This is a genomic window from Aminobacter sp. LjRoot7, assembly GCF_964252895.1.
Classification (GTDB): Bacteria; Pseudomonadota; Alphaproteobacteria; order Rhizobiales; family Rhizobiaceae; genus Aminobacter; species Aminobacter aminovorans_B.
Window position 1 is genome coordinate 407,558 of sequence record NZ_CAXUPX020000001.1, and the last position, 24,365, is coordinate 431,922.

The 24,365-nt window shown below is 63.9% G+C and carries 21 protein-coding genes; 7 read left to right on the forward strand and 14 right to left on the reverse strand.

The annotated features are described in order from the left end of the window. Window positions 1-113: 113 nt before the first annotated feature. Window positions 114-1,850 carry a restriction endonuclease gene (locus ACSQ3E_RS02000; RefSeq protein ID WP_436121400.1) on the forward strand — a complete coding sequence of 579 codons (1,737 nt, stop codon included), beginning with the start codon at window positions 114-116 and terminating at the stop codon, window positions 1,848-1,850. Window positions 1,851-1,867: 17 nt separating this feature from the next. Here the strand turns inward: ACSQ3E_RS02000 and ACSQ3E_RS02005 are convergent, their stop codons facing one another. From ACSQ3E_RS02005 to ACSQ3E_RS02020, 4 genes are all read right to left on the reverse strand, one after another. Continuing rightward, window positions 1,868-2,962: an amino acid ABC transporter permease gene (locus tag ACSQ3E_RS02005; protein ID WP_436121401.1), complete on the reverse strand. Its 1,095-nt coding sequence runs from the start codon at window positions 2,960-2,962 to the stop codon at window positions 1,868-1,870. 1 nt (window position 2,963) lies between these two features. Continuing rightward, on the reverse strand, window positions 2,964-4,112 hold the full coding sequence (locus ACSQ3E_RS02010; RefSeq protein WP_436121402.1) for an amino acid ABC transporter permease: 1,149 nt from the start codon (window positions 4,110-4,112) through the stop codon (window positions 2,964-2,966). A 77-nt stretch (window positions 4,113-4,189) separates the two neighbouring features. After that, window positions 4,190-5,212: an amino acid ABC transporter substrate-binding protein gene (locus ACSQ3E_RS02015; RefSeq protein ID WP_280226466.1), complete on the reverse strand. Its 1,023-nt coding sequence runs from the start codon at window positions 5,210-5,212 to the stop codon at window positions 4,190-4,192. Window positions 5,213-5,473: 261 nt separating this feature from the next. Continuing rightward, complete coding sequence (locus ACSQ3E_RS02020) at window positions 5,474-7,702, reverse strand: right-handed parallel beta-helix repeat-containing protein (protein WP_436121403.1); 2,229 nt, start codon at window positions 7,700-7,702, stop codon at window positions 5,474-5,476. A 384-nt stretch (window positions 7,703-8,086) separates the two neighbouring features. Between ACSQ3E_RS02020 and ACSQ3E_RS02025 the strand changes: the two genes are divergently transcribed. Beyond that, window positions 8,087-8,473, forward strand: coding sequence for a hypothetical protein (locus ACSQ3E_RS02025; protein WP_436121404.1), 387 nt, complete (start codon window positions 8,087-8,089; stop codon window positions 8,471-8,473). A gap of 236 nt (window positions 8,474-8,709) precedes the next feature. On the opposite strand, the gene ACSQ3E_RS02030 is transcribed toward ACSQ3E_RS02025, so the two are convergent. The 4 genes from ACSQ3E_RS02030 to ACSQ3E_RS02045 form a co-directional block, all read right to left on the reverse strand. Then, window positions 8,710-9,882, reverse strand: a complete 1,173-nt coding sequence (locus ACSQ3E_RS02030) for a Gfo/Idh/MocA family protein (protein ID WP_436121405.1) — start codon at window positions 9,880-9,882, stop codon at window positions 8,710-8,712. Window positions 9,883-9,961: 79 nt separating this feature from the next. Next, window positions 9,962-11,020 carry a sugar phosphate isomerase/epimerase family protein gene (locus ACSQ3E_RS02035; protein WP_436121406.1) on the reverse strand — a complete coding sequence of 353 codons (1,059 nt, stop codon included), beginning with the start codon at window positions 11,018-11,020 and terminating at the stop codon, window positions 9,962-9,964. A 92-nt stretch (window positions 11,021-11,112) separates the two neighbouring features. Continuing rightward, complete coding sequence (locus ACSQ3E_RS02040) at window positions 11,113-11,367, reverse strand: DUF2087 domain-containing protein (protein WP_436121407.1); 255 nt, start codon at window positions 11,365-11,367, stop codon at window positions 11,113-11,115. A gap of 3 nt (window positions 11,368-11,370) precedes the next feature. Next, window positions 11,371-12,666, reverse strand: a complete 1,296-nt coding sequence (locus ACSQ3E_RS02045) for an amidase (RefSeq protein ID WP_436121408.1) — start codon at window positions 12,664-12,666, stop codon at window positions 11,371-11,373. A gap of 137 nt (window positions 12,667-12,803) precedes the next feature. On the opposite strand from ACSQ3E_RS02045, the gene ACSQ3E_RS02050 reads away from it, so the two are divergent. Continuing rightward, the gene (locus ACSQ3E_RS02050; RefSeq protein WP_436121409.1) at window positions 12,804-13,904 is read left to right on the forward strand and encodes an NADH:flavin oxidoreductase/NADH oxidase; all 1,101 of its coding nucleotides are present in this window, start codon (window positions 12,804-12,806) and stop codon (window positions 13,902-13,904) included. A 118-nt stretch (window positions 13,905-14,022) separates the two neighbouring features. Next, on the forward strand, window positions 14,023-15,081 hold the full coding sequence (locus ACSQ3E_RS02055) for a peptidase M14 (RefSeq protein ID WP_436121410.1): 1,059 nt from the start codon (window positions 14,023-14,025) through the stop codon (window positions 15,079-15,081). Between the two features lie 31 nt (window positions 15,082-15,112). On the opposite strand, the gene ACSQ3E_RS02060 is transcribed toward ACSQ3E_RS02055, so the two are convergent. Continuing rightward, the gene (locus ACSQ3E_RS02060) at window positions 15,113-15,535 is read right to left on the reverse strand and encodes a DUF1801 domain-containing protein (RefSeq protein WP_436121411.1); all 423 of its coding nucleotides are present in this window, start codon (window positions 15,533-15,535) and stop codon (window positions 15,113-15,115) included. A gap of 98 nt (window positions 15,536-15,633) precedes the next feature. Next, window positions 15,634-16,959 carry an NAD(P)H-dependent oxidoreductase gene (locus ACSQ3E_RS02065; protein ID WP_436121412.1) on the reverse strand — a complete coding sequence of 442 codons (1,326 nt, stop codon included), beginning with the start codon at window positions 16,957-16,959 and terminating at the stop codon, window positions 15,634-15,636. Window positions 16,960-17,264: 305 nt separating this feature from the next. Here ACSQ3E_RS02065 and ACSQ3E_RS02070 point away from each other — a divergent pair, with 305 nt between their 5' ends. From ACSQ3E_RS02070 to ACSQ3E_RS02080, 3 genes are all read left to right on the forward strand, one after another. Next, window positions 17,265-18,347: a WD40/YVTN/BNR-like repeat-containing protein gene (locus ACSQ3E_RS02070; RefSeq protein ID WP_436121413.1), complete on the forward strand. Its 1,083-nt coding sequence runs from the start codon at window positions 17,265-17,267 to the stop codon at window positions 18,345-18,347. A gap of 7 nt (window positions 18,348-18,354) precedes the next feature. Then, a complete protein-coding gene (locus ACSQ3E_RS02075; RefSeq protein WP_436121414.1) occupies window positions 18,355-18,663 on the forward strand; it encodes a MoaD/ThiS family protein in 309 nt (102 codons plus the stop codon). Window positions 18,664-18,742: 79 nt separating this feature from the next. Next, window positions 18,743-19,396: an SH3 domain-containing protein gene (locus ACSQ3E_RS02080; RefSeq protein WP_436121415.1), complete on the forward strand. Its 654-nt coding sequence runs from the start codon at window positions 18,743-18,745 to the stop codon at window positions 19,394-19,396. Window positions 19,397-19,451: 55 nt separating this feature from the next. Here ACSQ3E_RS02080 and nadE read toward each other — a convergent pair whose 3' ends face one another. The 4 genes from nadE to asnB are packed head-to-tail and all read right to left on the reverse strand — an operon-like array spanning window position 19,452 to window position 24,259. Continuing rightward, window positions 19,452-20,453: an NAD(+) synthase gene (gene nadE, locus ACSQ3E_RS02085; protein ID WP_436121416.1), complete on the reverse strand. Its 1,002-nt coding sequence runs from the start codon at window positions 20,451-20,453 to the stop codon at window positions 19,452-19,454. Next, on the reverse strand, window positions 20,450-21,985 hold the full coding sequence (locus ACSQ3E_RS02090) for a class I adenylate-forming enzyme family protein (RefSeq protein ID WP_436121417.1): 1,536 nt from the start codon (window positions 21,983-21,985) through the stop codon (window positions 20,450-20,452). Before ACSQ3E_RS02090 ends, nadE begins: the two co-directional genes overlap by 4 nt. A gap of 20 nt (window positions 21,986-22,005) precedes the next feature. Next, window positions 22,006-22,293, reverse strand: coding sequence for an acyl carrier protein (locus tag ACSQ3E_RS02095; RefSeq protein WP_214389373.1), 288 nt, complete (start codon window positions 22,291-22,293; stop codon window positions 22,006-22,008). A 22-nt stretch (window positions 22,294-22,315) separates the two neighbouring features. Beyond that, window positions 22,316-24,259 (reverse strand): asparagine synthase (glutamine-hydrolyzing), encoded by a 1,944-nt coding sequence (gene asnB, locus ACSQ3E_RS02100; RefSeq protein WP_436121418.1) that lies wholly within the window; start codon window positions 24,257-24,259, stop codon window positions 22,316-22,318. Window positions 24,260-24,365 lie beyond the last annotated feature (106 nt).

Genomic DNA, 24,365 nt, shown 5'->3' on the forward strand with positions numbered 1-24,365 from the left:
CCCCGCCGGGGAGGAGGTCTGCAACGACGACGCCAGTTGCCAGCTAGTAGCTTGCCGCCCCCATAAAAAGCCGATTAGATCAAGCTAAGGTTGACTCTGGGGAGGGTGAGCAATTGGACACTGTCGTCGTACATTCGCGGTATCTGAAACATATTGACTTGGGAAAGCTAAGTGCACGGCACAGTGCTGACGGGTCGCGAATATTGCGCTACTATGTTGATCTGCGCCACGACCTTCTAAAGGTACACAAGGAGCTTAACGCGCCCGAACTTTTCCTACTGCAGCACAAGGTGAATGCCCTTGTTTCCCAGTGGGACGAAAAGACGGACGAGTTCCAAAAGCGTCGAGCCATTTTCGGTGGCAAAGCTAGCGCCGAGCAGCTGACTGTCGATGCCACAGCAGCCATCGACCGCCTATCGCGGATTCTTGGCCACACGCTAGGCATTAATGATCGTATCGACTGGGAGGCCATGAAAGATCGATCGCCATATGGCGGCAAAATGTCGTTCGACAAACCACAACCTCATCGCCTCAAGGCTGCGGAGCCCCAATACTACGCACCGGACATCGGTTTTTGGGACAAGCTATTCGGCCGCGCACGGTCAAAGATCGAGACCGCAGAAACCGTGCATAGGCATATTCTCGAAGACTGGCGTAAAGCGGAAATCAAGGCAGAACAAGACTTGGCGCGCCAAACCGCAGCTTGGACAGCCGAGAAAGCATCATTCGAGTATCAAGCTGAAGCCGCAAAGCAGGCATTCTTTGCGGCGCAAGTCGCAGTGAACGCTAAAATTGATCGGCTGGCCGCTGGCGTACGCTCTGGGGATGAAGCGTCAGTGGTCGAGCATGCCAGCCTAGTGCTTGATGAATCAGACTATGACGAGCTTTTCGAGAAGATGTTTGAGATTGAGTACAACAGAAGCTCGAAGACGCTTTTGGTCCAATATCGGCTTCCCTCACCAGATGACATGCCAAGGATAAAAACCGTACGCTTTATATCTGCAACCGGCGAGCTCAAAGAAACCTACATTTCAGATCGTGAGTTGAAAGCAAACTACGACAGCGTTGGCTACCAGATTTGCCTCCGAACGCTACACGAGCTGCTTGAGGCGGACGAGCACGACAATCTCGATCGAGTTCTCTTCAACGGCTACGCAAACTACGTCGACCGCGCGAGCGGACGCGACGTGTCCGCGACAATTATGTCGGTGCTAGTCGAGAGAAAAGCCTTCTTAGAAATTGACCTGTCGCGGGTAGACCCGAAAGCTTGTTTCAAGAGCCTCAAAGGTGTTTCAGCATCCGCTCTTTCTGCACTAGCGCCAATCGCACCGGTCATGAAATTGAACAAGGAGGATCGCCGTTTTATCGACGCGCGAGATCAGTCAGAGTTTTTGGACGACTCCACGAACCTCGCGGCGATGGACTGGGAAGACTTCGAGCATTTGGTGAGAGAAGTATTCGAGAAAGAATTCGCCTCACGTGGTGGCGAAGTACGGATCACGCAGTCCAGTAGTGATGGCGGCGTGGACGCTGTCGCGTTCGATCCCGACCCGATTACCGGGGGCAAGATTGTCATACAAGCCAAGCGCTACACGCGAACAGTCGGCGTTGCCGCCGTGCGGGATTTGTATGGCACGATGCAGCACGAGCAAGCTTCTCGCGGAATACTAGTAACAACGGCCGATTACGGGCCAGACGCCCACAAATTCTCGTCAGGCAAACCTATCACTCTGATGACCGGTGGCAATTTGCTTCACCTATTGGGGCGCCATGGCATTAAGGCAAAGATCGACCTTCGAGAGGCACGAAAGAGCCTCAATCTGCGTGACTACGGAGATGTAGCAAACTAGCGGCGTAAGATGGCATTCTAACGATACGACGTATTGAAATGCCGCTCCAGGAACCGGCTGTAAGCTCCCATCAGCGCACTGAACAGGAAGTAGACAGCGGCCGCAAAGACGTAGCCTTCGAGCACGGCGATGCCTTGCCAGTCGGGGTCGCGCAGAGCGGTGCGGACGGTGTCGAGGAAATCGAGCAGGCCGATGATGGTCACCAGCGTGGTGTCCTGGAAGAAGGCGATGAACAGGCTGACCAGCGCCGGAATGACCTTCTTCAGCGCCTGCGGCAGGATGATCTTGAACATCACCTGCCAGTAATGCAGCCCGAGCGCGCGGCCGGCCTCGTACTGGCCTGATGGCACGTCCTGCAGGCCGCCGCGGACGATCTCGGCGATGTAGGCTGCAGCAAACAGGATGATCGCCACCTGGGCGCGCAACAGCTTGTCGATGGTGACGCCGTCCGGCATGAACAGCGGCAGCATGACGGCGGCCATGAACAGGATGCTGATCAGCGGCACGCCGCGCACCAGTTCGATGAAGCCGACACCAAGCACGCGGATGGCCGGCAGGTGCGAGGCGCGCGCGAGCGCCAGGCCAATGCCGAGCGGCAAGGCGAAGGCCAGGCCGACGAAGGACAGCATGAACGACAGCGGCAGGCCGCCCCATTTCGACGTCGGCACAGCCGTCAGGCCGAAAATGCCGCCGGCCATGATCACATAGAGCACCGGCAGGATGACGATCGCCCAGGCAAGCAGCAGGCCCCTGCCCCAAACGCGCAGGATCATCGACACAGCGCAGGCACCGAGGAACAGGCAAAGGGCAACCAGCGGGCGCCATTGCTCCTCGAACGGATAGAAGCCGAACAGCATGTAGCGCAGCTTGTCGGCGAGGAACGGCCAGCAGGCGCCGGAGCTTTGCTTGCAGGCATCGGCGCCGCCGTCGAAGACGGCGTTCACAAACAGCCAGCCGAGCGCCAGCTTGGCCAGCAGCAGGATGAGCGCGCCGCAGACGAGCGTTGTGAGCGCATTGCCCGGCGTGCCGAAATAGGCGGTGCGCCACTGCGACCGCCGCGCCGGGCGGGCGACCGGGTTGATGGCGGAGGCAATGACCTGGGTGTCGCTCATGTCAGCGCGCCTTCAGCGCGACACGCGCATTGTACCAGTTCATGAACAGCGAGATCGCCACCGACAGGCCGAGATAGATGCCCATGAAGATGGCGATCGTCTCCATCGCCTGGCCAGTCTGGTTCATGATGGTGTTGGAGACCATGACGAGGTCGGGATAGCCGATGGCAATCGCCAGCGAGCTGTTCTTGAACACGGTGAGATAGGTGTTGGTCAAAGGCGGGATGATGACCCTGAGCGCTTGCGGCAGCACGACAAGCCGGAGCGTGCGCGAGCGCGGCAGGCCGAGCGCCTGGGCGGCTTCCCACTGCCCCTTGCTGACCGCCTGGATGCCGGCCCGGACGATTTCGGCGACGCTGGCCGACAGGTTGAGCATCAGGCCGACCAGAAGTGCCACGAATTCCGGGCGGATCTGCAGCCCGCCGGTGAGGCGGAAGCGCCCGGCCTCCGGTGCGCTCCAGCTCAGCGAAACCGCGCCGCTGGCCCAGACGGCGAGCACCGGCAGCACGAGCAGGGCAAGTGCTACGATCCAGCCGGCATTGGCCTTGCCGCTCAGGATACGACGGCGCTGGCTGACACTGCGCACGATAAGTGCGGCGACGACGCCAAAGGCGAGTGCCGCGAAGGTCAGCCCGAAACCGCTCTGCCACTCGACCGCAGGCATGGCGAGGCCGCTGTTGGACAGGAAAAAACCGGGAAACAGCTGGATCGCCTGGCGAACGGGGGGAAACACCAGGATGATCAGGAAATACCACAGGAACAGATAGAGCAGCAGCGGCACGTTGCGCAGCAGCTCGACATAGGCAAGCATCAGCCGGCTGAGCAGTGGGTTTGTCGACATGCGGCCGATGCCGACAAGCACGCCGATGATGGTGCCGAACAGGGCCGCGAGGAACGACACCTTGATGGTGTTGATGAGCCCGACGAGGATGGCGCGAGCGACCGTATCGGTCGGCCCGTAGGCGATCGAGCTTTCGCTGATGGCGATGCCGGCCTGCCTGGACAGGAAGTCGAAGCCGGTGGCGATGTCCTGCTTGGCAAGGTTCGCGCTCGCGGTCGCATACATCGCCCAGGCGGCGAGCAGCACCAGCGAAATGGCCAGAAATTGGTAGAAGACCGCGCGAAACCGCGCGTCGTTCAAAAACAGCATGGGCGCGCCGATGTCAGAAGGCCGATGGGAACAAGAAAAAGGTCCGCGCCGGGTGGCGGCGCGGACCTTGAAGCTTGTTAGCGGACCGGCGGTGCGTAGAGCAGGCCCCCGGCATTCCACTGCGTGTTGGGGCCGCGCGTCATGCCCAACTTGGTCTTTTCGCCGAGATTGCGGTCGAACACCTCGGCGTAGTTGCCGACGCCCTTGACGATGTTGTAGCCCCACTTGTTGTCGAGGCCGAGCATCTTGCCGAGCTCGTCGGCGCCGCCCAGCATGCGCTGGATCTCGGGATCCTCGCTCTTGGCCATCTCGTCGACATTGGCCTGGGTGATGCCCTTCTCCTCGGCAGCCATCAGCATGTAGACCGACCACGAGACGATGTCGCGCCAGTTGGAATCGTTCTGGCGCACGGCCGGTGCCAGCGGCTCCTTGGAGATGGTTTCGGGCAGCAGCACGTAGTCGTCGGGGTTGTTGGCAACCGCGCGGATCGAGGCCAGGTCCGATCGGTCGGACGAGATCGCCTCGCAGCGGCCGGAATAGAAGGCGGCGCGGTTTTCGTCTGGGCTCTCGAACACCACCAGCTCGAACTTGCCGCCGACGGTGCGGAAGAAGTCGGTCAGGTTCTGCGAGGTGGTGGTGCCTGGCAAGGTGCAGATCGCGGCATCGGTCAGTTCCTTGGCCGAGGCGACGCCGAGCGACTTGGGCACCAAGAGGCCCTGGCCATCATAAAACACGGTCGGGCCGAAATCGATGCCGAGCGAGGCTTCGCGCGAAAAAGTCGCCGTCGTCTGGCGCGACAGAACGTCGATCTCGCCCGACTGCAGCGCCTGGAAGCGCGTGTTGATGTTGGTCAAGACGAAGTCGACCTTGTCGGGATCGCCGAACACCGCAGCCGCGATCGAGCGGCAGATGTCGGCGTCAAACCCCTGCATGCGGCCCTTGTCGTCGGCGGCGGCAAAGCCGGGCGTGCTGAGCGAGACGCCGCAGATCAGCTTGCCGCGTGCCTTGACGGTTTCGAGCGTGGTGGCGGACTGTGCCGCAGTTGCACCCACCATCAGCGCGGCCGTTGCGGCGCAGAGCGCCAGGAATTTACGTTTCATGCTTTCCCTCCCTTGATGTGACCGCAGGCCGCCATGCCAATGTCTCCCCCGGCACGGCGTCGCCTCGATCTGTCGCGGGACTATGTATGCATAGATTGTGTACGATTTGGAAGATTAATGTTGGGCAATATGTATACAATTATTCGTGGGTGTGAATAAGCCGCCCAACGCCCATGCGAAGCGGGCGACACCAAAGGCAAGACAAGGCTTAGCGCCTGGCCCTCACTCGCTCAGCTCTTGCCCTGCACCGCCGGCCCCCTCCTACGGCGTGTTTCCAGTGATGATGGTGTCGCCGACCGTCGTCAGCACACCGCTGTCGCCGCGCCCGACAAGGCGATTGCCGCGTACTGCCACGCCGGAGGCCATGCTGACGTAGACGCCATGCGCGCCAGCTGACGTCACGGTGTTGTTTTCCACCACCCCGTTGTCGCTGTAGAGCCCCATGGATACGCCATACGAATAATTCGGGTTCGTGGTCGTCAGGGTGTTGCCGCTGATGGTGTTGGAGGTCGAGCGCACCAAGGCGATGGCCGATGCGTTCTCGCCATGGGTTGTCACGGTGTTGCCTGAAGCCGTGCTGTTGGCGCCGTAGCGCAGGAGGATGCCGCTAGCACCGCGCCCACGCGTCGTGACCGAATTGCCGCTGACGGTCACATTGTCGCTTCCTTCGGCCCAGATGCCGAAGGCCGCCGTCAGGATCGAAATATAGGCATCGTTCGTCGAGTTGGTGGCGACCGTGTTGCCGGAAATGGTGGCGCCGGCGCTGTCGATCAGGCGGATGCCGCGGCTCATGTAATTGTTGGTGGTGACCCTGTTGCCGGAAATGGCGATGCCGGCACTGTTGGTGACGTGGATGCCGTTGGCCTGCTCGCCATTGGTGGTGACGGTATTGTTGGCGATGGTCAGGCCGCCGCTGTTGTTGACCAACAGGCCGTGGGCCGGGCGCGCCGACGTATGGGTGTCGTTGTAGCCGTTGCCGTTGCCATTGGTGGTGATGGTGTTGCCCTCGATACGGCCCGCGACATTGTCGGCGACGATCCCGATGCTGCTTACGCCGCTCTGCACGATGGTGGCGCCACTGATGCCGACCCCGGTGCTGTCCTTGATGGCGATGGCGCTGCCCTGGGCTGCGGTGATGTTGCCGCCCTGCAGGGTGAAGTTGGTAGTGTTGTCCACCTTTAGCCCGTTTGCGGCTGAAATGACGGTGACGTCGCGCAGACTGGCGCCGCTGGCACCTGACACAGCCCAGGAATTGGCGTTCGACGAGGTGTTTTCCACTGAGATGCCGCGCATCGTGCTGTCAGTTGCCATCCTGACCAGGGTGAATGTGGCCGCACCGGAGATGCGGCCCGAACTGCCCGGCGCGGCATAGTCGACTGCAACGCCGCTGGTTGCGCCCTTGAGTTTCAGGACCGTGCCGCCGCCGACGAGCAATTGCTTGTCGTTGAGGGTAATCCCCCCTGACGCAGCAAGGTTGCCGTTCAGCAGCACGATTCCATCGGCACCGACGCTGTCGAGCGCGGCCTGCAGGGCAGCCTGGTCCTGCGTCGTGCCGTCAATCCGCACGACCGAGGTGATGGTCTTGCCGTTCCAAGCGTTGACAGCGTCTTCGGTCGAGGTGAGCGTATCGTTCCTCGACCTGGTCCCGTTGCGGGTGTTCGAGACGATATCGACATCGCGCGCCACAGTGTCGGTCATGCGCCGTTCCATGTAGGACAGCGGCTCGCGCTCGGCAGATGAAGAGGCTTGCAGGGGAATGCGCAGCCGCGCCTGGGTGATCCATTGTTCGCCGCGGACATCGTCATGCTGGAAGGTCAGCCCGGCGGTCACCTTGACGCCAGGCAGGTCGGCGAAGTCGTCGGCGCTGAATTCGAGCCGAGCACGCGGACCGGCGACAGCCTCCACGCCGGAGCCACCGAAATAATAGCCGCCGACGAAGGCGCGCATGTCGAAGCCTGAATCCGATTCGAACACCGGCAGCCGGATGCCGATCTCGGCATCGGCGCCCGCCAGCGCCTTCTCGACCCGGTAGCTGGTCGTCGTCGTCTGCACCGCCTGGTGCCGGATTGCCAGCGACGTGCCGGTCAGCAAGGCCTCGCTGCTCCAGGGACCGATCGCAGTGGTCGCGCCGAGATCCATTCGCCGCTCGGTCTCGCCGACCGGCAGGTAGGCGTTGACGCGCAGGTCGAAGACCTCGCTCAGCGCTTCAGCGCCGAGCGTCAACTGATGAAACGTATTGCCGTAGGGCGAACGGCGGACGTCGTAATAGCCATAGGCTCCCAGATTCCAGCCGGACGGCAGCATGTGCCTGATGCCGAGGCCGAAATTGCCTTCGACGGAGTCGTTGTTGTCGAACTTGCCGCGCAGGTCGGTGAAGACGAGCGTATCGCTATTCTGGAGCAGAGGGACGAACAGGTTCACCTCGCCGAGCGAACGGCCCTTGCCGAGTTGCCCGCCGGTTTCGACCCACGCCCCCCATCGCTTGGCCAAGGCGTCTTCCGCATGGGCTGATGAAGCGGCGCAGATCGCCAATAGGGACGCCGAAAGAGCCCATCTCGAATGCATGAATAGATGTCCAGCAGATGCAAAGACCTGCTGGTTGCCACGGGCCGCCGAGCGCGGCTAGCCGGTTGGAACGATGATACCAAAGTTGGTTCGGGAGCATTGCCAGCCGATTGGACTGCAAATGCTCCCGAACAGGAACTGGCAAAAGCCTGCCGCTACAACTTCGTCCAAGCCGCGTTCTTCTTCGACGAGCGCACGCAGGCCTCGACGAAGGCGACGCCTTCGACGCCGTCCTGTACTGTCGGGTAAATCACACCTGACGATACCCGCAAGTTCGTCACCTCCCCGATCCGTGCGCACTGCCGGCGCGTGCTGATCGAGCCGCTGGACCCCGATCCCGAAATCGCCCTACGCGATGCCGAGGAAATGGAAGCGATCGTCCTCGCCGCCGGCATCACTCTGCCGCAGGTGCACCACGGCTATGACGGCTCGTGCTGGGCGGTGAACCGCCGCGCGCTGACCCGAGGCCACGGGCTGGAGAACGTGGCCATCCTGCCAGGCGGGACGGCGGCCGAGACCAATTTGCAGCTGGTGGAGGCGGCCCGGGCGCTGATTGCGGAGGTGACGGGGGCGTTAACGGGTGCCGCTCTTGCTCTTCCACTCCAGCCACTCGGCGTATGTCTGGCTTTCGTTCCCGTTGGCCTGATGCCATGCTACCCATTCCGCATGCGTTGGCAGCTTGTCGATAGCCGGTAGGTAGCCTCGGGCCACGTACTCTTCATTAGCCAGTACCATGGAGTTGTGGTCGTAAAGCACCATCACTCGATTACCGCCGTCGCGGTAAAGGCCTCTTGGCATTGATCTCTCCATGGCTTCGGACCATCGCCAGCAGCCAGTCCACCCATTGAAAAACAATCAAACCCGCTGCAGGAAACCAAACAAGCCTCGGAGCGGCAAGAGGCCCGCACGTTATGCAGCGTTCGCTTACCACCTCACAACTTCGTCCACGCCGCGTTCTTCTTCGATGACCTTACACACGCCTCGACGAACGCCACCCCTTCGACCCCGTCCTGCACCGTCGGGTAGATGACGTCCTTGCCCGGCTTGCCGCCCTTCTTGCGCGCGGCGCGGATGGCTCTGGCGGCTTCCTGGTAGATGTTGGCGAAACCTTCGAGATAGCCCTCCGGGTGGCCCGACGGTACGCGGGTGACGCGGGCTGCGGCGGGGCCCGCGCCGACGCCGCCACGGGTGATCAGCTGCTTGGCTTGGCCGAAAGGCGTATACCAGAGATAGTTCGGGTCGGCCTGCACCCATTCGATGCCGCCCTTGGAGCCATAGACACGCAGCTTGAGGCCGTTCTCGTGGCCCGGTGCCACCTGGCTTGCCCAGATCATGCCCTTGGCGCGCCCCTTGAAGCGCAGCATGACATTGACGTTGTCGTCGAGCAGCCGGCCCGGCACAAAGGCGTCGAGATCGGCCGACAGGCTGTCGACTTCCAAGCCGGTGACGAAGCGGGCGAGATTGTAGGCGTGTGTGCCGATGTCGCCGGTGGCCCCGCCGACGCCCGACTGCTTGGGATCGGCACGCCAGGACGCCTGCTTCTGGCCGGTGGCCGCGAGGTCCTCGGTCAGCCAGTCCTGCGGGTATTCGGCCTGGACGACCCTGATGTCGCCAAGCTGGCCCTTGGCGACCATCTCGCGCGCCTGCCGGATCATCGGATAGCCGGTGTAGTTGTGGGTGAGCACGAAGACCTTGCCCGTCTTCTCGACCAGTGCCGCAAGTTTCTTCGCTTCGGCCAGCGTCGCCGTCAGCGGCTTGTCGCAGATGACGTGGATGCCGGCCTCGAGGAAGGCCTTGGCGGCGGGAAAATGGACGTTGTTGGGCGTGACGATGGCGACCGCCTCGATGCCGTCGGGACGCTTTGCTTCGGCCTTGGCCATCTCGGCATAGAAGGTGTAGCTGCGCTCGGGATCGAGGCCGATCTCGGCGGCGGAAGCTTTCGCGCGCTCCGGGTTGGACGACAGCGCGCCGGCGACGAGCTGGAAATCACCGTCCATGCGGGCGGCGATGCGATGTACGGCGCCGATGAAGGCGCCCTGCCCGCCGCCGACCATGCCGTAGCGGATCGGGCCGCTGCCATTCCCGGAATTCGATGCACCGACCATGTGTGTCCTCCCTTGATATGTTCGTGCTGCCCCTCATCCCCCTGCCGGGACCTTCTCCCCGTGAACAGGGAGAAGGGGGCTACTCGATTCCCATCATCTTCCGCAGCATAGCCCGATCCGTCGTCCCACCGGCAAAGTCGTCAAATGCCTTGTCGGTGACGCGGATGATGTGGCTTTCGATGAACGGCGCGCCTTCGGCGGCACCGTCCTCCGGATGCTTGAGGCAGCATTCCCATTCGAGCACCGCCCAGCTGTCGTAGCCGTACTGCGCGAGCTTCGAGAAGATGCCAGTGAAATCGACCTGGCCGTCACCAAGCGAGCGGAAGCGGCCGGCGCGACCGAGCCACCCCTGGTAGCCGGAATAGACGCCTTGGCGCCCCGTCGGATTGAACTCGGCATCCTTGACGTGAAACGCCTTGATGCGCTCGTGGTAGATGTCGATGAAGGCGAGATAGTCGAGCTGCTGCAACAGGAAGTGCGAGGGGTCGTAGTTGATGTTGCAGCGCTTGTGGCCGCCGACAGCGTCGAGGAACATCTCGAAGGTGGCTCCGTCGAAGGCGTCCTCGCCCGGGTGCAGCTCGAAGCAGAGGTCGACGCCAGCCTCGTCATAGGCGTTCAGGATCGGCGTCCAGCGCTTGCCGAGCTCGGCGAAGGCCTCCTCGATCAACCCGGCGGGGCGCTGCGGCCACGGGTAGAGATAGGGGAACGCCAGCGCGCCGGTGAAGGAGACGCAGGCTGTGAGCCCGAGATTCTGCGATGCCTTGGCGCCGAGCTTCATCTGCTCGACCGCCCATTGCTGGCGCGCCTTGGGATTGCCGTGGACCGCAGCAGGCGCAAATCCGTCGAACTGCGCGTCATAGGCCGGGTGCACCGCCACCAATTGGCCCTGCAGATGGGTGGAGAGTTCTGTGATCTCGACGCCCGCGTCAGCGCAGATGCCCTTGATCTCGTCGCAATAGGTTCTGGACGTCGCAGCCTTGTGCAGGTCGAACAGGCGCGCGTCTGGCGTCGGGATCTGCACGCCCTTGTAGCCGAGGTCGCCGGCCCACGATGTAATCGATTTCAGTGTATTGAACGGCGCGGCGTCGCCAGCGAACTGGGCGAGGAAGATCGCGGGACCCTTCATTGTCGATGGCATGGCAAACTCCTCGTCCGATTCCGGCCTGCAACGTTGTAGGCGCAGATGACCATTATTCAGGCCGGCTCCGCAAGGGCCAGCAAACAGCAGGCTTACCGGTCCTCGACACGGCGATAGATGGCGGTGAGCGGGTTGCGCAAAAAGCGGCCGCTCTCGAACAATTCGCGCCTCAGCAAGGCCCAGTCGCCGAAGCTGTGATGGCGCTTGAGGATGTCGTTGACCTCGCGCTCGCTGTAGTCGCGGCCTGTCTCGAACTTGGCGGCGAGGAAATCGAGCACCAGCACGCGATCGGCCGATTTGGCCGGCCAGCGCGTGACGATGCCTTCGTCGGTGATCAGCGCGGTCATGGCCTATCCTTTCAGCAGCGCCTCGACGGCAAGGCCAGCGGAGAGCAGACGGCGGTCGTGGCCATGGCGGGCCATCAGCATCAGGCCGGAGGGCAGCACGGTGCCGGGAATCGGCAGCGACAGGGCACATAGGTCGAACTGGTTGGCGACCTGGGTGTTGCGCAGCAACAGCCCCTCGATGCGGTTGGCATGCGCCCCGTCGGCCAGCATGTCGGCGATCGGCTGGGCCGGCACGGGTGTCGTCGGCAGGACGACGAGATCATGCGCCGACAGCCGCGCATCCATGGCGGCGGCAAGTTCGGCGCGGCGGTTCATCGTCCTGATGTAGCTGACCGCCGGCACCTGCATGGCGCGGCCAAGCGCGCCGCTGACATTGGGATCGATGGGCGCGGAGGCGCCATTGGCCAGCCAGTCGGCGTGGATCGACGCCCCTTCTATCGCCGCGATGGTTCCCGTTCGCGTCGCCGCGCGGAAGTCGGCCAAAAGGTCGTCGATCTGGCAGTCGCCGATCAAAGCACCGGCTGCCGAAAGCTTGTGCAGCGCGCGTTCGAAGCTGGCAGCCATGCTAGGCGCCATCTCATCGAGCAGGCGTCCGCGCGGCACGGCGATGCGCAGGCTTGCAAGCGACAGAGGCTGCAGGGAAAAATGCTCCTTGCCTGCCATGACCGCGTCGGTGGCAATGCATTGCGCCACAGTTCTTGCGAGCGGGCCGATGGAATCGAGCGACGGCGACAGGGGAAACGCGCCGTCGAGCGGTATGCGCCGCGCCGTCGGCTTGATGCCCGTAACACCGTTGAGGGCGGCGGGCACCCTGACCGAGCCACCGGTATCCGAGCCGATCGAAATGTCGGAGCTGCCTTCGGCTGCCGAAACACCGGCACCCGACGACGAGCCGCCGGGGATGAGCGTCGGGTCCGCCGCGTTGCCCGGCGTGCCATAGTGCGGGTTGATGCCGAGCGCGGTGAAGGCGAACTCGGTCATGTGGGTCTTGCCGATGATGACGGCACCTGCGCGGCGCAGGCGCTTGACCACAAGCGCGTCATCCCGCGCCGGTTCGGCGTCGCGCCGCAGCACCGAGCCGGCCAGCGTCGGCTCGCCGGCAACGTCGAACAGGTCCTTGATCGAGACGATTGCGCCGTCGAGCGGCCCAAGCGACAGCCCTGCCCGGCGGCGCGCATCAGTGGCATCCGCTGCAGCACGCGCGGCTTCGGCATAGAGCTTCATAAAAACGCGTTCTTCGCCGGCACGCGCTGCAAGCCCAGAAAGAACTGCCTCCAGCCTGTCTCTTGTCGCGGTCATGCACGCTCCCGTATTCGCCGCGCCGCAAAGCACGACGCCAGTTGCGCCGACTGTTAACATGGCGTGGCCCGATGCAACACGGTTGCTGGCAGCTGCAAACATCTTACAGTCGCCTTTCCCAGCCCCAGGAGCCGCCCATGACCGTCCATCTGTTTTCACCAATCACGCTCGGCAAGCTTGAGTTTCCCAACCGCATCGCGGTTGCGCCGATGTGCCAGTATTCGGCCGACGACGGCTCGGCGACCGACTGGCACCTGCAGCACTGGATGAACCTGGCGATGTCCGGCGCCGGCATGATCACCGTCGAGATGACCGATGTCGAGCGACGCGGCCGCATCAGCCATGGCTGCATGGGGCTCTATTCCGATGCCAATGAGGCGGCGGCGAAACGCGCGCTCGACGCGGCAAAACGCGTCGCGACGCCGGGCGCGAAGTTTGGCGTGCAGCTCGCCCATGCTGGCCGCAAGGCCTCCAACCACCGCCCCTGGGAAGGCTCCGGCCCGCTCAAGCCGGAAGAGGACGCATGGCCGGTGGTGTCGTGCTCGGCGCTTGCTTACGCCGACGGCTGGCAGGTGGCGCATGCGCTCGATGAAGACGAGATCGAGCAGACGATCGGCCATTTCGTCCAGGCGGCGAAGCGGGCCGAGCGTGCCGGCTTCGATTTTGTCGAGCTGCATTCGGCGCATGGCTATTTGCTGCACCAGTTCCTGTCGCCGCTGTCCAACCATCGCACCGACCGCTGGGGCGGTGTGCTGGAAAACCGCATGCGCTTTGCCATGACGATTGCCCGCAGGGTCAAGGAAGCGGTGCCAAACCTGATGCTCGGCGCCCGCATGTCGCTGACCGACTGGGTCGATGGCGGCTTCACGCTCGAGGAAGCCATCGAGGTCGCCAAGTCCTATCGCGAGGCGGGCGTAGCCTATATCTGCTGTTCGAGCGGCGGCAACTCCCCGCATCAGAGCCTGCGCACCGGCCCGGGCTACCAGGTCCATCTCGCCGAAGCGGTGAAGAAGGCGACCGGCATCCCCGTCCGCGCCGTCGGCATGATCGACCAGCCTGTACAGGCCGACACGATCATCCGCGAGGGCCAGGCCGACATGGTGGCGCTCGGCCGCGCCTTGCTCGCCGATCCGCGCTGGCCGTGGCGCGCCGCAGCCAGGCTCGGCCACGAGTTCCACGCGACACCCCAGCTTGCACGCTCGGCGGCGCTGATGAAGCAATGGGGCTCGGCCGCCTGAGTTCGCCTTAGGCTGGCGCGCTGGCTTGATCGCGCTGGATCACGACACGGTGCTGCCGCTCTGGTGAATCACCTGCCAAACGGCTAGGTCTGTCGCCGGAAGCACAAAGGGAAATCGGATGAAGAAGTCGGTCGAGACGATCAGGGGCGACAGCGAAGGCATCGCCTATGAGTTGCCGCTCTACCGCATCGCGGGCACCACGCCCGACGCGCCTTCGGCCTACATCCAGGCGGCGCTGCATGGCGACGAACTGCCCGGCGTCGTTGCCATCGACGCGCTGATGCCCAAGCTGCGCGAGGCCGAAAGCGAGGGCCGCGTGCGCGGCAACCTGACGATCGTTCCGCGCGCCAACCCAATCGGCGCCAACCAGCTGCTGTTTGGTGCATCGCAAGGCCGCTTCGATCTCGGCACCCGCGTCAACTACAACCGCGATTTCCCGCTGCTCGACAGGCCCGACGTTGCGCTGTTGCCGGGCGAAGACGTGCCGATGTCGTCGGACAAGCGGCTGAAGGCGCGCCTGCTCAAGCTGTCGCTCGGCCACGACATCGTGCTCGACCTGCATTGCGACGACGAGGGTGTCGCCTACCTCTACGTGCCCGACGAGTTGTGGCCAGCTATGGCCGACTGCGCCGCAAACATGGGCGTCGATGCCGTCATCCTGTGGAGCGGCCAGTCGGGCTCTTCCTTCGACGAGGCCTCGCTGCACCCCTATCTCAAGATGCCGCGCAAGGAAGCACGGCTCGAAAGCCGAGTCGTCACGACTGTCGAGTATCGCGGCGTCTCGGATGTCTACTCGACTGTCGCCGAAGCCGATGCCCAGGGCCTCTACCGCCTGCTGGTGGCGCGCGGCGTGATCGAGGACGTTACGGTCGAGACCAGGCAGGCATTCGAAGGCGTGGTGGCGCCGATCGACCATATCGAGATGGTGCCCGCCCCTTGCGCCGGTGCCATCCTCTACCACGTCAATCCCGGCGACACCGTCAAGGCCGGCGCCCATATCGCGACGATCCTGCGCGCGCCCGGAGAGGATGGCGGCAGGGTCGAAGTACTGGCGCCGCAGGACGGCTACATCCTCACCCGCCGCTCCCACCGCGCCACGCGCGCCGGCGACGATCTCGTCAAGCTGGTGGGCGTAGCGCCCAGTAGCGACGCTCGGTCAGGCGCGCTGGAGGCGTAGACCGGCCCGCAAGGGCCGGCTTGGCTTCGTCTCAGCCAGCCTTTGCCTTCTTCGGCGCACGGGCGGCCTTGACCGACATATTCAGCGCCACGGCGGCCTGAACCAGCGCCTTCAGCGCCTTTTCGTCGAGCGTGTCGCCCTCGTGAATGTCGATCGCGCGGCGCGTGTTGCCGTCGAGGCTGGAGTTGAACAGCCCTGACGGATCCTCAAGCGACGCACCCTTGGCGAAGGTCAGCTTGACCACGCTCTTGTAGGTCTCGCCGGTGCAGATGATGCCGGCGTGCTCCCAGACGGGAACCCCGCGCCATTTCCACTCCTCGACCACCTCAGGGGCGGCCTGCTTGATCAGGGCGCGGACGTAGGCCAGCATCTCGCCACGCCAGTCGCCCAGTTCCTTGATCCGCGCATCGATCTGTTGCGATGGCGTCGCGCCATCGCCGCTCTTGCTGTCCATGGTCATCTCCTCATTTCCATGATCGTTTCAGGCGAGCCGGGCGTCCGCCAACGCCCGTGTCCCGCAAGCTTCACTCGCCTGCCGGCGAGCCCGTTGCCCTATGCCTCCGCTCCATAGACCAGCCTGTCCTGTCGTGCCCTGAGCTCGGCGATCTTCGAGTTTGGCGCAACCGCGGCATTGGCCGTGGTGATCAGCTCGCCCTTCCTGATCGGGGCAGTGACGGTACCGCCCTGCAGCAGGCCGCAGGGGATCGCCTTGGCAGCGCGTGCCTCGCCGGCCGTCATGATCCAGGCGCGGTAGGTGTATTCGCCGATGGCATCGAGCGCGTCGCCAGGCTTCAGATCCTTCTTGGCGACGGCACAGACGTCGGCCACGGGCTTTGCCAGCGGCACCATGTCGGCCTTGCCGTAGAGCACCACACGCGCACAGGTCAGCGGCACCTCGAGCGAGGTCAGATGATAAGGCCGGTGGAAGGTGAAATACGGGCCATGGCCCATCTTCAAATCTTCCATGCGCTCGCGGATGCGCGGATGCGACATGTCGGCGATGACGAAGACGCCCGGTGCAACGCCCTTGCCGATCGAGTAGTCGACGACACCGACTTTTGTCAGCACGCCGCCGTCCTTCTCTGGGACGAGAACCTTGTTGAGCTCCGGCAAGGTCGCTGCCGGACCGTGCATGCCGGCCTTGTCGGGCACCAGCCCCGTCGCATTGGCGATCGCCGCCATCTCGACCATGGTCTTCGATCCGTCGACGAACTCGACAAGCATGCGCACGTTCATGTTGCGGCGGGCTGCTTCCTCGGCATAGTCCTCGGGAATGGCATCGATGTTGAGCGGGTTGTTCTTGCCCTTGCCGGCGGCAACGATGGTATGGCCCATCGCCGAGACGAACTCGATCAGCTCCATGCACGACGACGGCTCGTCGCCGGCACCGAGCGAATAGGTGACGCCAAGCCTGTCGGCCTCGCTCTTGAGATAGGCGCCGATGGTGACGTCCGCCTCGACATTCATCATGACAAGATGCTTGCCATGCTCCATGGCGCGCAGGCCGATCTCGGCACCGACGGCGGGCACGCCCGTCGCATCGATGACGACGTCGATCAGGCCGCTGTTGAGGATGAGATCAGCATCGTTGGTCACCGCAACCTTGCCGGCCTCGATGGCCTCGCTCAGCGCCGAGCCGGAGGCCACTTCACGGGCATGGCCTTTCTCCTGGTAGGCGATGTCGACGGCGCGGTGCGCGTTGGGCAGGTTGAGCTCGGAGATCGCGCCGACCTCGATGCCCGGCATATGCGCCACCCGCGCCACGATGTCGGTGCCCATCTCGCCCGAGCCGATCAGGCCGATGCGGATCGGCTTGCCCGACTTGCCGCGCTCCACAAGATCCCGCGCCAAGCCGACTGGTGCGACGTTGATGGTCATCCGATGGTTCCTCCCGAGCACGCTGACATGTCTAACCTAATGCGCGACGGGTATTGAATTATGGCGCCCTGTCAACTCGAATGTCGGCCACGTAGGCGGTGTGGCCGTTTGTCAGGAGCATGGCCGCTCAATCTGGCCCGCCTGCCGCTTTGCCGTTATTGTCGACGGGCTTTGCCAGCGACTGGATTGCCCCCGGGAGGAGCCGGGACTCCGCACAGGCATCGCCAGGAAAAAGCCAGCGTTTGAAATGCGATAGCCGCCGATCCGGATTCGTTCCCTGAAGATCGGTGCTGCGGGAGGATAACATGGCAGAAAAAGTGCTTGTCCTGCTCGGCACCAAGAAAGGTGCCTTCATCGCCGAAAGCGACGCTGCACGGCAGAGCTGGAAGCTGCGCGGACCGTTCTGCGAGACATGGCCGATGAACCATGTCGTCGCCGACCAGAAGACCGGCACCATCTGGGGTGCTGGCGGCAATGAGTGGTTCGGTCCGGCCGTGTGGAAATCGACCGATCTCGGCGAGACCTGGACGCATTCCTCCGAAGGGCTCGCTTATGCCGAGGGCGAGGAGCCGATCAAGGCGGTGTGGAGCCTCGCCAAGGGCAATGGCAGCCTTTATGCCGGCGTCCAGCCGGCGGGCCTGTTCCGCAGCGACGATTCCGGCCAAAGCTGGCAACACATAGACGGTCTGCAGCAGCACCCGTCCCGGCCGCACTGGAACCCCGGCGGCGCTGGCCTCATCCTGCATTCGCTGGTGCTCGATCCCGACGACCACGATCGCATCTGGATCGGCATCTCGGCGGCGGGCGTGTTCTACACCGGCGATGGCGGCGCGACCTGGGAGCCACGCAATCTCGGCACCCGCGCCGATTTCATGCCCGAGGGCGAGAACTATCCCGAGTTCGGCCAATGCGTGCACAATCTGGTCATGGCGCCTGGCATGCCCGACCGGCTCTACCAGCAAAACCATTGCGGCATGTACCGGTCAGACGACGGCGGCAAGCGCTGGGTGAGCATCGAAAAGGGCCTGCCCTCGACCTTCGGCTTCCCGGCGGCGGCGCATCCGCGCGACCCCGAAACGCTCTATCTCGTGCCGCTCAACGGCGCCAGCGACGGCCGCTACGTGCCCGACGCCAAGGCGGCCGTGTGGCGGACACGCGACGCCGGCCGCGAGTGGCAGGCGATGCGCAACGGCCTGCCGCAGGAAAATGCCTATATCGGCGTGCTGCGCCAGGCGATGGCGACCGACCGGCTCGACCCCGCCGGCGTCTATTTCGGCACCAGTTCGGGCGCGCTGTTTGCCAGTGCCGACGAAGGCGAGAGCTGGGTCAGCGTCGCCCAGCACCTGCCGACGATCCTGTCGGTCGAAACGCTCGTCGTCGACGGCTGACAGGGCCATGGACAACAGCCCTGCCCCGGAAAGTCGACAAGCAGCGCTCAGCACCGTCGTTGTGCGCCTGCCCGGGGTGCTGGTCGACCTGTTTCCAGGCGCTCCAAGGCGCGTCGAAGTGCCGGCCGCAACCGTCCGCGACATGGTCGATGAACTGGACAAACGTTGGCTCGGCATGCGCGACCGCATCTGCGACAGCCGCCCCGCCATCCGCAAGCACATGAACGTCTTCGTCGAAGGCGAGCGGGCGACGCTGAAGACGAAGCTCAGCCCCGGCGTCGAAGTCTTTGTATTGACGGCGATCAGCGGCGGTTAGGGCGTTCGTCGAAATTGGATTCCTCTATGCCGGCGCATCGGCTAACATCCCCAAGCTATTGATCAAGCGGGGATACCAGATGCGGAAACTCGGTCTTCTTCTTGCAATGATGCTGGCCTTTGCGCCTGCCGTGACACATCAGGCGGCGGCGCAGGAGCGGATGGAAACGCTGCGCATGCGCCCAGGTGCGACGCAGACGACGGTGCGCGGCATCGTCTTCGGGCCGATCAGCGCCTCCTATCGGCTCGAAGCGCGGGCCGGCCAGCGCATGAGCCTCGACCTCAACTCGCGCAACACGTTCCTCTATTTCAACGTGCTCGATCCGCGCGGCCGGGCGATTGCGCGCGAGCAAACGCAATGGGACGGCCGCCTGCCGGCTTCCGGGCTCTACACCATCCAGATCTACCTGGTTCGCGCCGAAGCACGGCGCAACCGGCCGGCGCCCTTCTCGCTCAGTGTCTCGATCTTCGGCCGCGGCGGCGAGCCTGGCCCCGGCCCCAACCCGGGTCCTGGCCCAGGGCCCGATCCGCGCTCCTGGCGCGTTGTCGGCGTGACGCCCAACGACGTGCTCAACATGCGCTCGACGCCATCGCCGCGCGGTTTCCTGGTCGCGGAAATTCCCTTCGATGCCAGCCTACGCAATCTCGGCTGCCAGGACCGCCAGAGCTGGTGCAAGGTGCGCTATCGCGGCCAGGAAGGCTGGGTCAACGGCCGCTTCCTACGCCCGGAATAGGATCTGGAACCGCAGGGGGCCACCGGCGAAACGGTGGCCTCAGCCAAGCATCGACTCAGATTTCCGGCACGGGATCGACCAGCAGCGGGCCGCTGTGCAGGTAGCGCGTCGTCTTGCGCTTGGAGGCGATGTCGGTCCAGACGCGGCCGACCTGCTCTGCGGTCAACCCGGCGGCGCGGCCGACATCCTCTGCCGCAATACCGTTGTTGAGCCCGTAGAGGCACAAATCCATGCGGTCGTACGGCAAGGAGAAATAGAACTCCTCCTGCGTCTGCTGCAGCGAATAGGTGTCGGTGGTCGGGGGCCGCCGGCGGATTTCCTCGGGCACACCGAGATGGGCGGCGAGCTGATAGACCTGCGACTTGTAGAGATGGGCGATCGGCTTGACGTCGGCGGCACCGTCGCCGTTCTTGACGAAGAAGCCCTGGTCGTATTCCAGCCGGTTCGGTGTGCCGATGACGGCATAGTTGAGCCGGTCGGCGTGGAAATACTCGACCTGCTTGCGCGAGCGCTGCTTCATGTTGGTCGAGGCGACGATGCCGAGATAGACATGAGGCGGCATGCGCAGCTTGGTCTGCTTGCCCTCGGGGTCCTGCACCACCAGCGACGAAATGTTGTAGCCTTCATTGGTCAGCGCGTTGGCGATGACGATCTTGCACGCCCAGCCGGCACCGTATTCGGGTACCAGTTCGCGAATGAAGGCGTCACGGCGCTCGTAGCAGCCCATCGCCTTGAGCGTCGGGCCGATGTTTTCGACGACCGCCGATATCCCGAAGGTCTCAGCGACCAGCCGTCCAAGACGCAGGCTTTCGGGATCGGAATCGTCTTCCGGCATGAACAGCGCAAAGACGTTCTTGGCACCGACAGCACGCACCGCAAGAGCAGCACTGACGCTCGAATCGACGCCGCCCGACAAGCCGAGCACCAAGCCGCGCCGGCGCAGCGTGCCGGTCAGCTGGCTGCGCAAGGCAGCTGATATCCTCGCGGCCTCGGTTTCAGGGTCGATCGTCAGCGTTGCCGCGCCGAAACTGCCGGTTTGCGCCAGTGGCATGTTCATTGCGTCGGCTCCATGGATTCGGCGGCGAGACGCCGGCTGACCTTGCCAGTGTCGGTCCGAGGCAATTCGGACCGGAACTCGATGATCTTCGGCACCATGAAATCCTCGAGATGGGCCTGACAGTGGCGCAGGATTTCACGCTGGGTGAGGTTGGGATCGGAGAGCACGATCAGCGCGCCGATGGCATGGCCGAGGATGGGATCGGGTATGCCGATCACCACCGCCTCGGCGACGCCGGGACAGGCATGCAGCACCGCCTCGACCTCCTTGGGAGCCACCTTTTCGCCGCGCGTCTTGATGATATCGTCCTTGCGCCCGACGAAATAGAGAAAACCCTCGGCGTCGCGGCGGAACAGGTCGCCGGTGTAGAGCAGCTTTTCCCACGGGTTGAAGCCCGGGCGCAGCATGCGGTTGGTCGCCTCGGAGTTCTCCCAGTAGCCTTGCATGACATGCGGCCCGCGGATGACCAGCTCGCCAGGCATATCCGGCGGCACCGGCTGGCCGAAATCGTCGACGACGAAGGCTTCGGTGTTGGGAATGGCAATGCCAACCGATCCGGGGCGCCGGTCGAGTTCCGCCGGTGGCAGATAGGTGCAGCGCTTGCACTCGGTCAGGCCATACATGGAATAGAGCCGGGCACCGGGGAACAGTTCACGCAGCCGGGCGATGTGCGCCGGCGGCAGGGCGGCCGCGGTGTTGGTGACGTAGCGCAGGCTGGGCAGGAAGCCCGGCTTGATGTCGCGCATCTGCAGGATCAGCGCCGCCATTGTCGGCACCAGCGGGAAGCCGGTGACGTTCTCAGCGCGAATGACATCGAAGATCGCCTGCGGGAAGGAGAACGACTTCTCCAGCATCAGCGTCGCGCCCATCTTGATCGACATGATCAGCTGGTAGAGCCCGTAGTCGAAGGCCAGTGGCAGGACGTTGAGGATGATGTCGTCCGGCGTGTTTTCGAGATAGGTGGTGATCGAGCCTGCCGCCGCTTCGATGTTGCGGTGGGTCATCATCACGCCCTTGGGCCGGCCGGTCGAGCCCGAGGTGTAGATCAGCATGGCAAGGTCGACGTCGATGCCGCCATGACGGGGCAGCGCAGCAGCGCTTTGCAGGCATTCTTCGAACGAGACGGCGCCATCAGGCGCCTTGCCGCCGGCAGAAGTCGACACGACGATCAGCTCGCCGCCATCATTGGCCTCGGTGACGACAGGCAGCAGCCGGGCCTGGGTCAGCACGGCGCGCGCGCGGCAGTTGCCGATGATGAAATCGAGCTTGTCGGCCTTGGTAGACGGATTGATCGGGCTGAAGACGGCACCGGCCTTGGCGATGGCGAACACCGACACCGCGGCTTCCCAGCAATTGTCCATGAAGACCAGCACGCGGTCGCCACGGCCGACGCCGAGATCGCCGAGCCTTGCTGCCAGCCGGTCCGACATGCTGTCGAGCTCGGCATAGGTCAGGCGCACGTCGCGGGCAATCAGCGCGGTCTTGTCGCCCCGCAACCGTGCACTGTCGCGTAAGAATTGCTCCAGTCGCATTGCCCCCTCCCCGGGCGCCGTCAGGCGGCGCCAGCTGCCTGCTTGATTGGCTGTGCTGCCGCCTGCTTGGCCTCGATGAAGGCGGCGATCCGCACCAGCGAGTCGAGATTGGCCGGAACGATATCGGAATCCGCCATTTCGAGCCCGAACTGGTCCTCGATATAGGTCACCAGTTCCAGCACGCCGGTGGAGTCGATCACGCCGCTTTCGATCAGCGAAACGTCATCGGCGAGCGCGTAGGAAGTGTCCCCGAACAGGAAGTTGTCGATGATGAAGGCCTTGACCGTGTCCTTGATCTGCTGCGTCATGCTCTCTCCTTTTGCTCCATCGTCAGGCGGCCTCGGTTACGTCGGACCTGGATCCGGCGAATGACCGGTTCCACAGCTGCGTCGACAGGATGCCGACGAAGGCCGCATTGTCCCGGAAGCCCGATACTGCCTGTTGCCGGCATTTTTCCGTCAGCTTCCTTACCGTCGAAACGTCGAAGAATCCTGAATCGGCGATCGCCTCGGAACTGATCGCGTCGTGCAGCCACGGCTGCTCGCCAGCGCCGACGAAGGATTGCGAATCCGGGGCGCGGTAGGGCTGTTTCGTGCGGTTGCCGATCGACGGCGGCAGCAGGTCCTTGGTCGCCTCGCGCAATATGTGCTTTTCGACCAGCCCCTTGAGCTTCATGCCAGGCGCAAGCCGGCTGGCGAACTCGACTAGGCGGTGATCGAGGAACGGGAAGCGGCCTTCGATGCCGTGCGCCATCGACATGCGGTCGCCCTGGCTCGACAGGATGTAGCCCGGCAAAAGGTAGCGGCTTTCGAGATACTGCGCCTGATGCAGCGGATGCCAGCGGGCGAAACGTTCCGGCAGCTGGGACGCGAGTTCGGCTGCCGCATCGTAGGATGCGAGTCTGGCGCGCAGGTCGCCCGAGAAGAACAGCTTTGCAGCAGCGGTGTTGCGCATGCGCGGACGGTGCGAATAGAGCGGGTCGTCGAGGCTGTCCTTGCCGGCGCCGAAGAAGGCGGCGAGATAGGACGCCGACTGTTTCTGCAGCCCCGGCAGATAGGGATAAAGCTTGCGGAAGAGGTGCGGCCGGCTGGCCGAGCCGGGATGGCGGTCGCAGAAGCGCCGCACCAGCGTTTCCTTGAAGATGTCGTAGCCGGCGAAAACCTCGTCGGCGCCCTCGCCCGTCAGCACCACCTTGATGCCCTTGGCGCGGACGAGCCCGGAGAGTTGGTAGAGCGGCGCTGGTGCTGTGCGAATGATCGGCCGCTCGGTGGACTTGATCACCTCTGGGAAGATCGAGGCGATGTCGCCGGGGCCGACATTGACCGCGCTGTGATGCGAGCCGATGGCCAGTGCCATCTCTTCCTGGAACTCGCTTTCGTCATGTTCGGCGCTGTCGAAGGTGACCGAGAAGGTGCGCAGTCCGCCAGTGGCCATCGGCGCTGCCAGCGCCGATACGATGGAAGAATCGAGGCCGCCCGAGAGATAGGAGCCGACGGTGACGTCGGCGCGCATGCGGATGCGGGTCGCATCGGTCAGAAGCTCCCTCAGTTCCTCCGCCGCCTGCCTTTCGTCGCGCGGCGCGCGGGCTGCTTCGGCATCGGGGAAATCGAGCTGCCAGTAGGGACGCGTGACGAGACCGCCCTTGTCGGCGATCATGATGTGTCCGGGTTCGAGCTCGTAGACGTTCTTGAACGCAGTGCGCGGCGCGATCGGGGCCCACAGCGTGAAGATCTGGTCGAGCGCGGTTTCGTCGAGTTCGGCGGTGAAGCCCGGCACCCTGGCAAACGCCTTGACCTCGGAAGCAAAATACAAGGTGCCGCGCACTTCGGTGTAGAACAGCGGCCGCACGCCCATCCGGTCACGGGCGAAGAACATGCGCTGCCGTGGCGCGTCCCAGATGGCGAAGGCGAAGTCGCCATTCATCAGGTCCACGCAGTCGGGGCCCATCTCCTCGTAGAGATGCAGGATCACTTCGGTGTCGCTGCCAGTGCGGAAGCGGCGGCCACGCGCCTTGAGCTCATCGCGCAGCTCGACATAGTTGAATATCTCGCCATTGAAGGCGATGTGGAGATCGCCCGAGGCGTTGGCCATCGGCTGCTGCCCATCGCCGAGGCCGACGACCGACAGGCGCGCATGGCCAAGGCCGGCGGACGGACAGACGAACACGCCCTGCTCATCGGGGCCCCGGTGGGCGATGCTGCCGGTCATGCGTCGCAGCAGCTGTTCAGCAGCCGCTGGCTCGACATTCCCGAGATACCCGACAAATCCACACATACGCCGGACTCTGTTTCGCTAGTGCGACAAGCGCACGTGTTTAGCGCAGGTTAACCAATGGTAGGAAAGCACACTTCCGATATCAAAACACATCACAAAGCCGATA

Coding starts and splice junctions, on each gene's coding strand:
- ACSQ3E_RS02015 (WP_280226466.1), bottom strand. CDS start 5,212: ATGAAACGTAAATTCCTGGCGCTCTGCGCCGCAACGGCCGCGCTGATG.
- ACSQ3E_RS02035 (WP_436121406.1), bottom strand. CDS start 11,020: ATGCCATCGACAATGAAGGGTCCCGCGATCTTCCTCGCCCAGTTCGCT.
- ACSQ3E_RS02045 (WP_436121408.1), bottom strand. CDS start 12,666: ATGACCGCGACAAGAGACAGGCTGGAGGCAGTTCTTTCTGGGCTTGCA.
- ACSQ3E_RS02005 (WP_436121401.1), bottom strand. CDS start 2,962: ATGAGCGACACCCAGGTCATTGCCTCCGCCATCAACCCGGTCGCCCGC.
- ACSQ3E_RS02090 (WP_436121417.1), bottom strand. CDS start 21,985: ATGCGACTGGAGCAATTCTTACGCGACAGTGCACGGTTGCGGGGCGAC.
- ACSQ3E_RS02030 (WP_436121405.1), bottom strand. CDS start 9,882: ATGGTCGGTGCATCGAATTCCGGGAATGGCAGCGGCCCGATCCGCTAC.
- asnB (WP_436121418.1), bottom strand. CDS start 24,259: ATGTGTGGATTTGTCGGGTATCTCGGGAATGTCGAGCCAGCGGCTGCT.
- ACSQ3E_RS02060 (WP_436121411.1), bottom strand. CDS start 15,535: ATGGACAGCAAGAGCGGCGATGGCGCGACGCCATCGCAACAGATCGAT.
- ACSQ3E_RS02070 (WP_436121413.1), top strand. CDS start 17,265: ATGGCAGAAAAAGTGCTTGTCCTGCTCGGCACCAAGAAAGGTGCCTTC.
- ACSQ3E_RS02040 (WP_436121407.1), bottom strand. CDS start 11,367: ATGACCGCGCTGATCACCGACGAAGGCATCGTCACGCGCTGGCCGGCC.
- nadE (WP_436121416.1), bottom strand. CDS start 20,453: ATGAACATGCCACTGGCGCAAACCGGCAGTTTCGGCGCGGCAACGCTG.
- ACSQ3E_RS02010 (WP_436121402.1), bottom strand. CDS start 4,112: ATGCTGTTTTTGAACGACGCGCGGTTTCGCGCGGTCTTCTACCAATTT.
- ACSQ3E_RS02080 (WP_436121415.1), top strand. CDS start 18,743: ATGCGGAAACTCGGTCTTCTTCTTGCAATGATGCTGGCCTTTGCGCCT.
- ACSQ3E_RS02095 (WP_214389373.1), bottom strand. CDS start 22,293: ATGACGCAGCAGATCAAGGACACGGTCAAGGCCTTCATCATCGACAAC.
- ACSQ3E_RS02050 (WP_436121409.1), top strand. CDS start 12,804: ATGACCGTCCATCTGTTTTCACCAATCACGCTCGGCAAGCTTGAGTTT.
- ACSQ3E_RS02075 (WP_436121414.1), top strand. CDS start 18,355: ATGGACAACAGCCCTGCCCCGGAAAGTCGACAAGCAGCGCTCAGCACC.
- ACSQ3E_RS02055 (WP_436121410.1), top strand. CDS start 14,023: ATGAAGAAGTCGGTCGAGACGATCAGGGGCGACAGCGAAGGCATCGCC.
- ACSQ3E_RS02065 (WP_436121412.1), bottom strand. CDS start 16,959: ATGACCATCAACGTCGCACCAGTCGGCTTGGCGCGGGATCTTGTGGAG.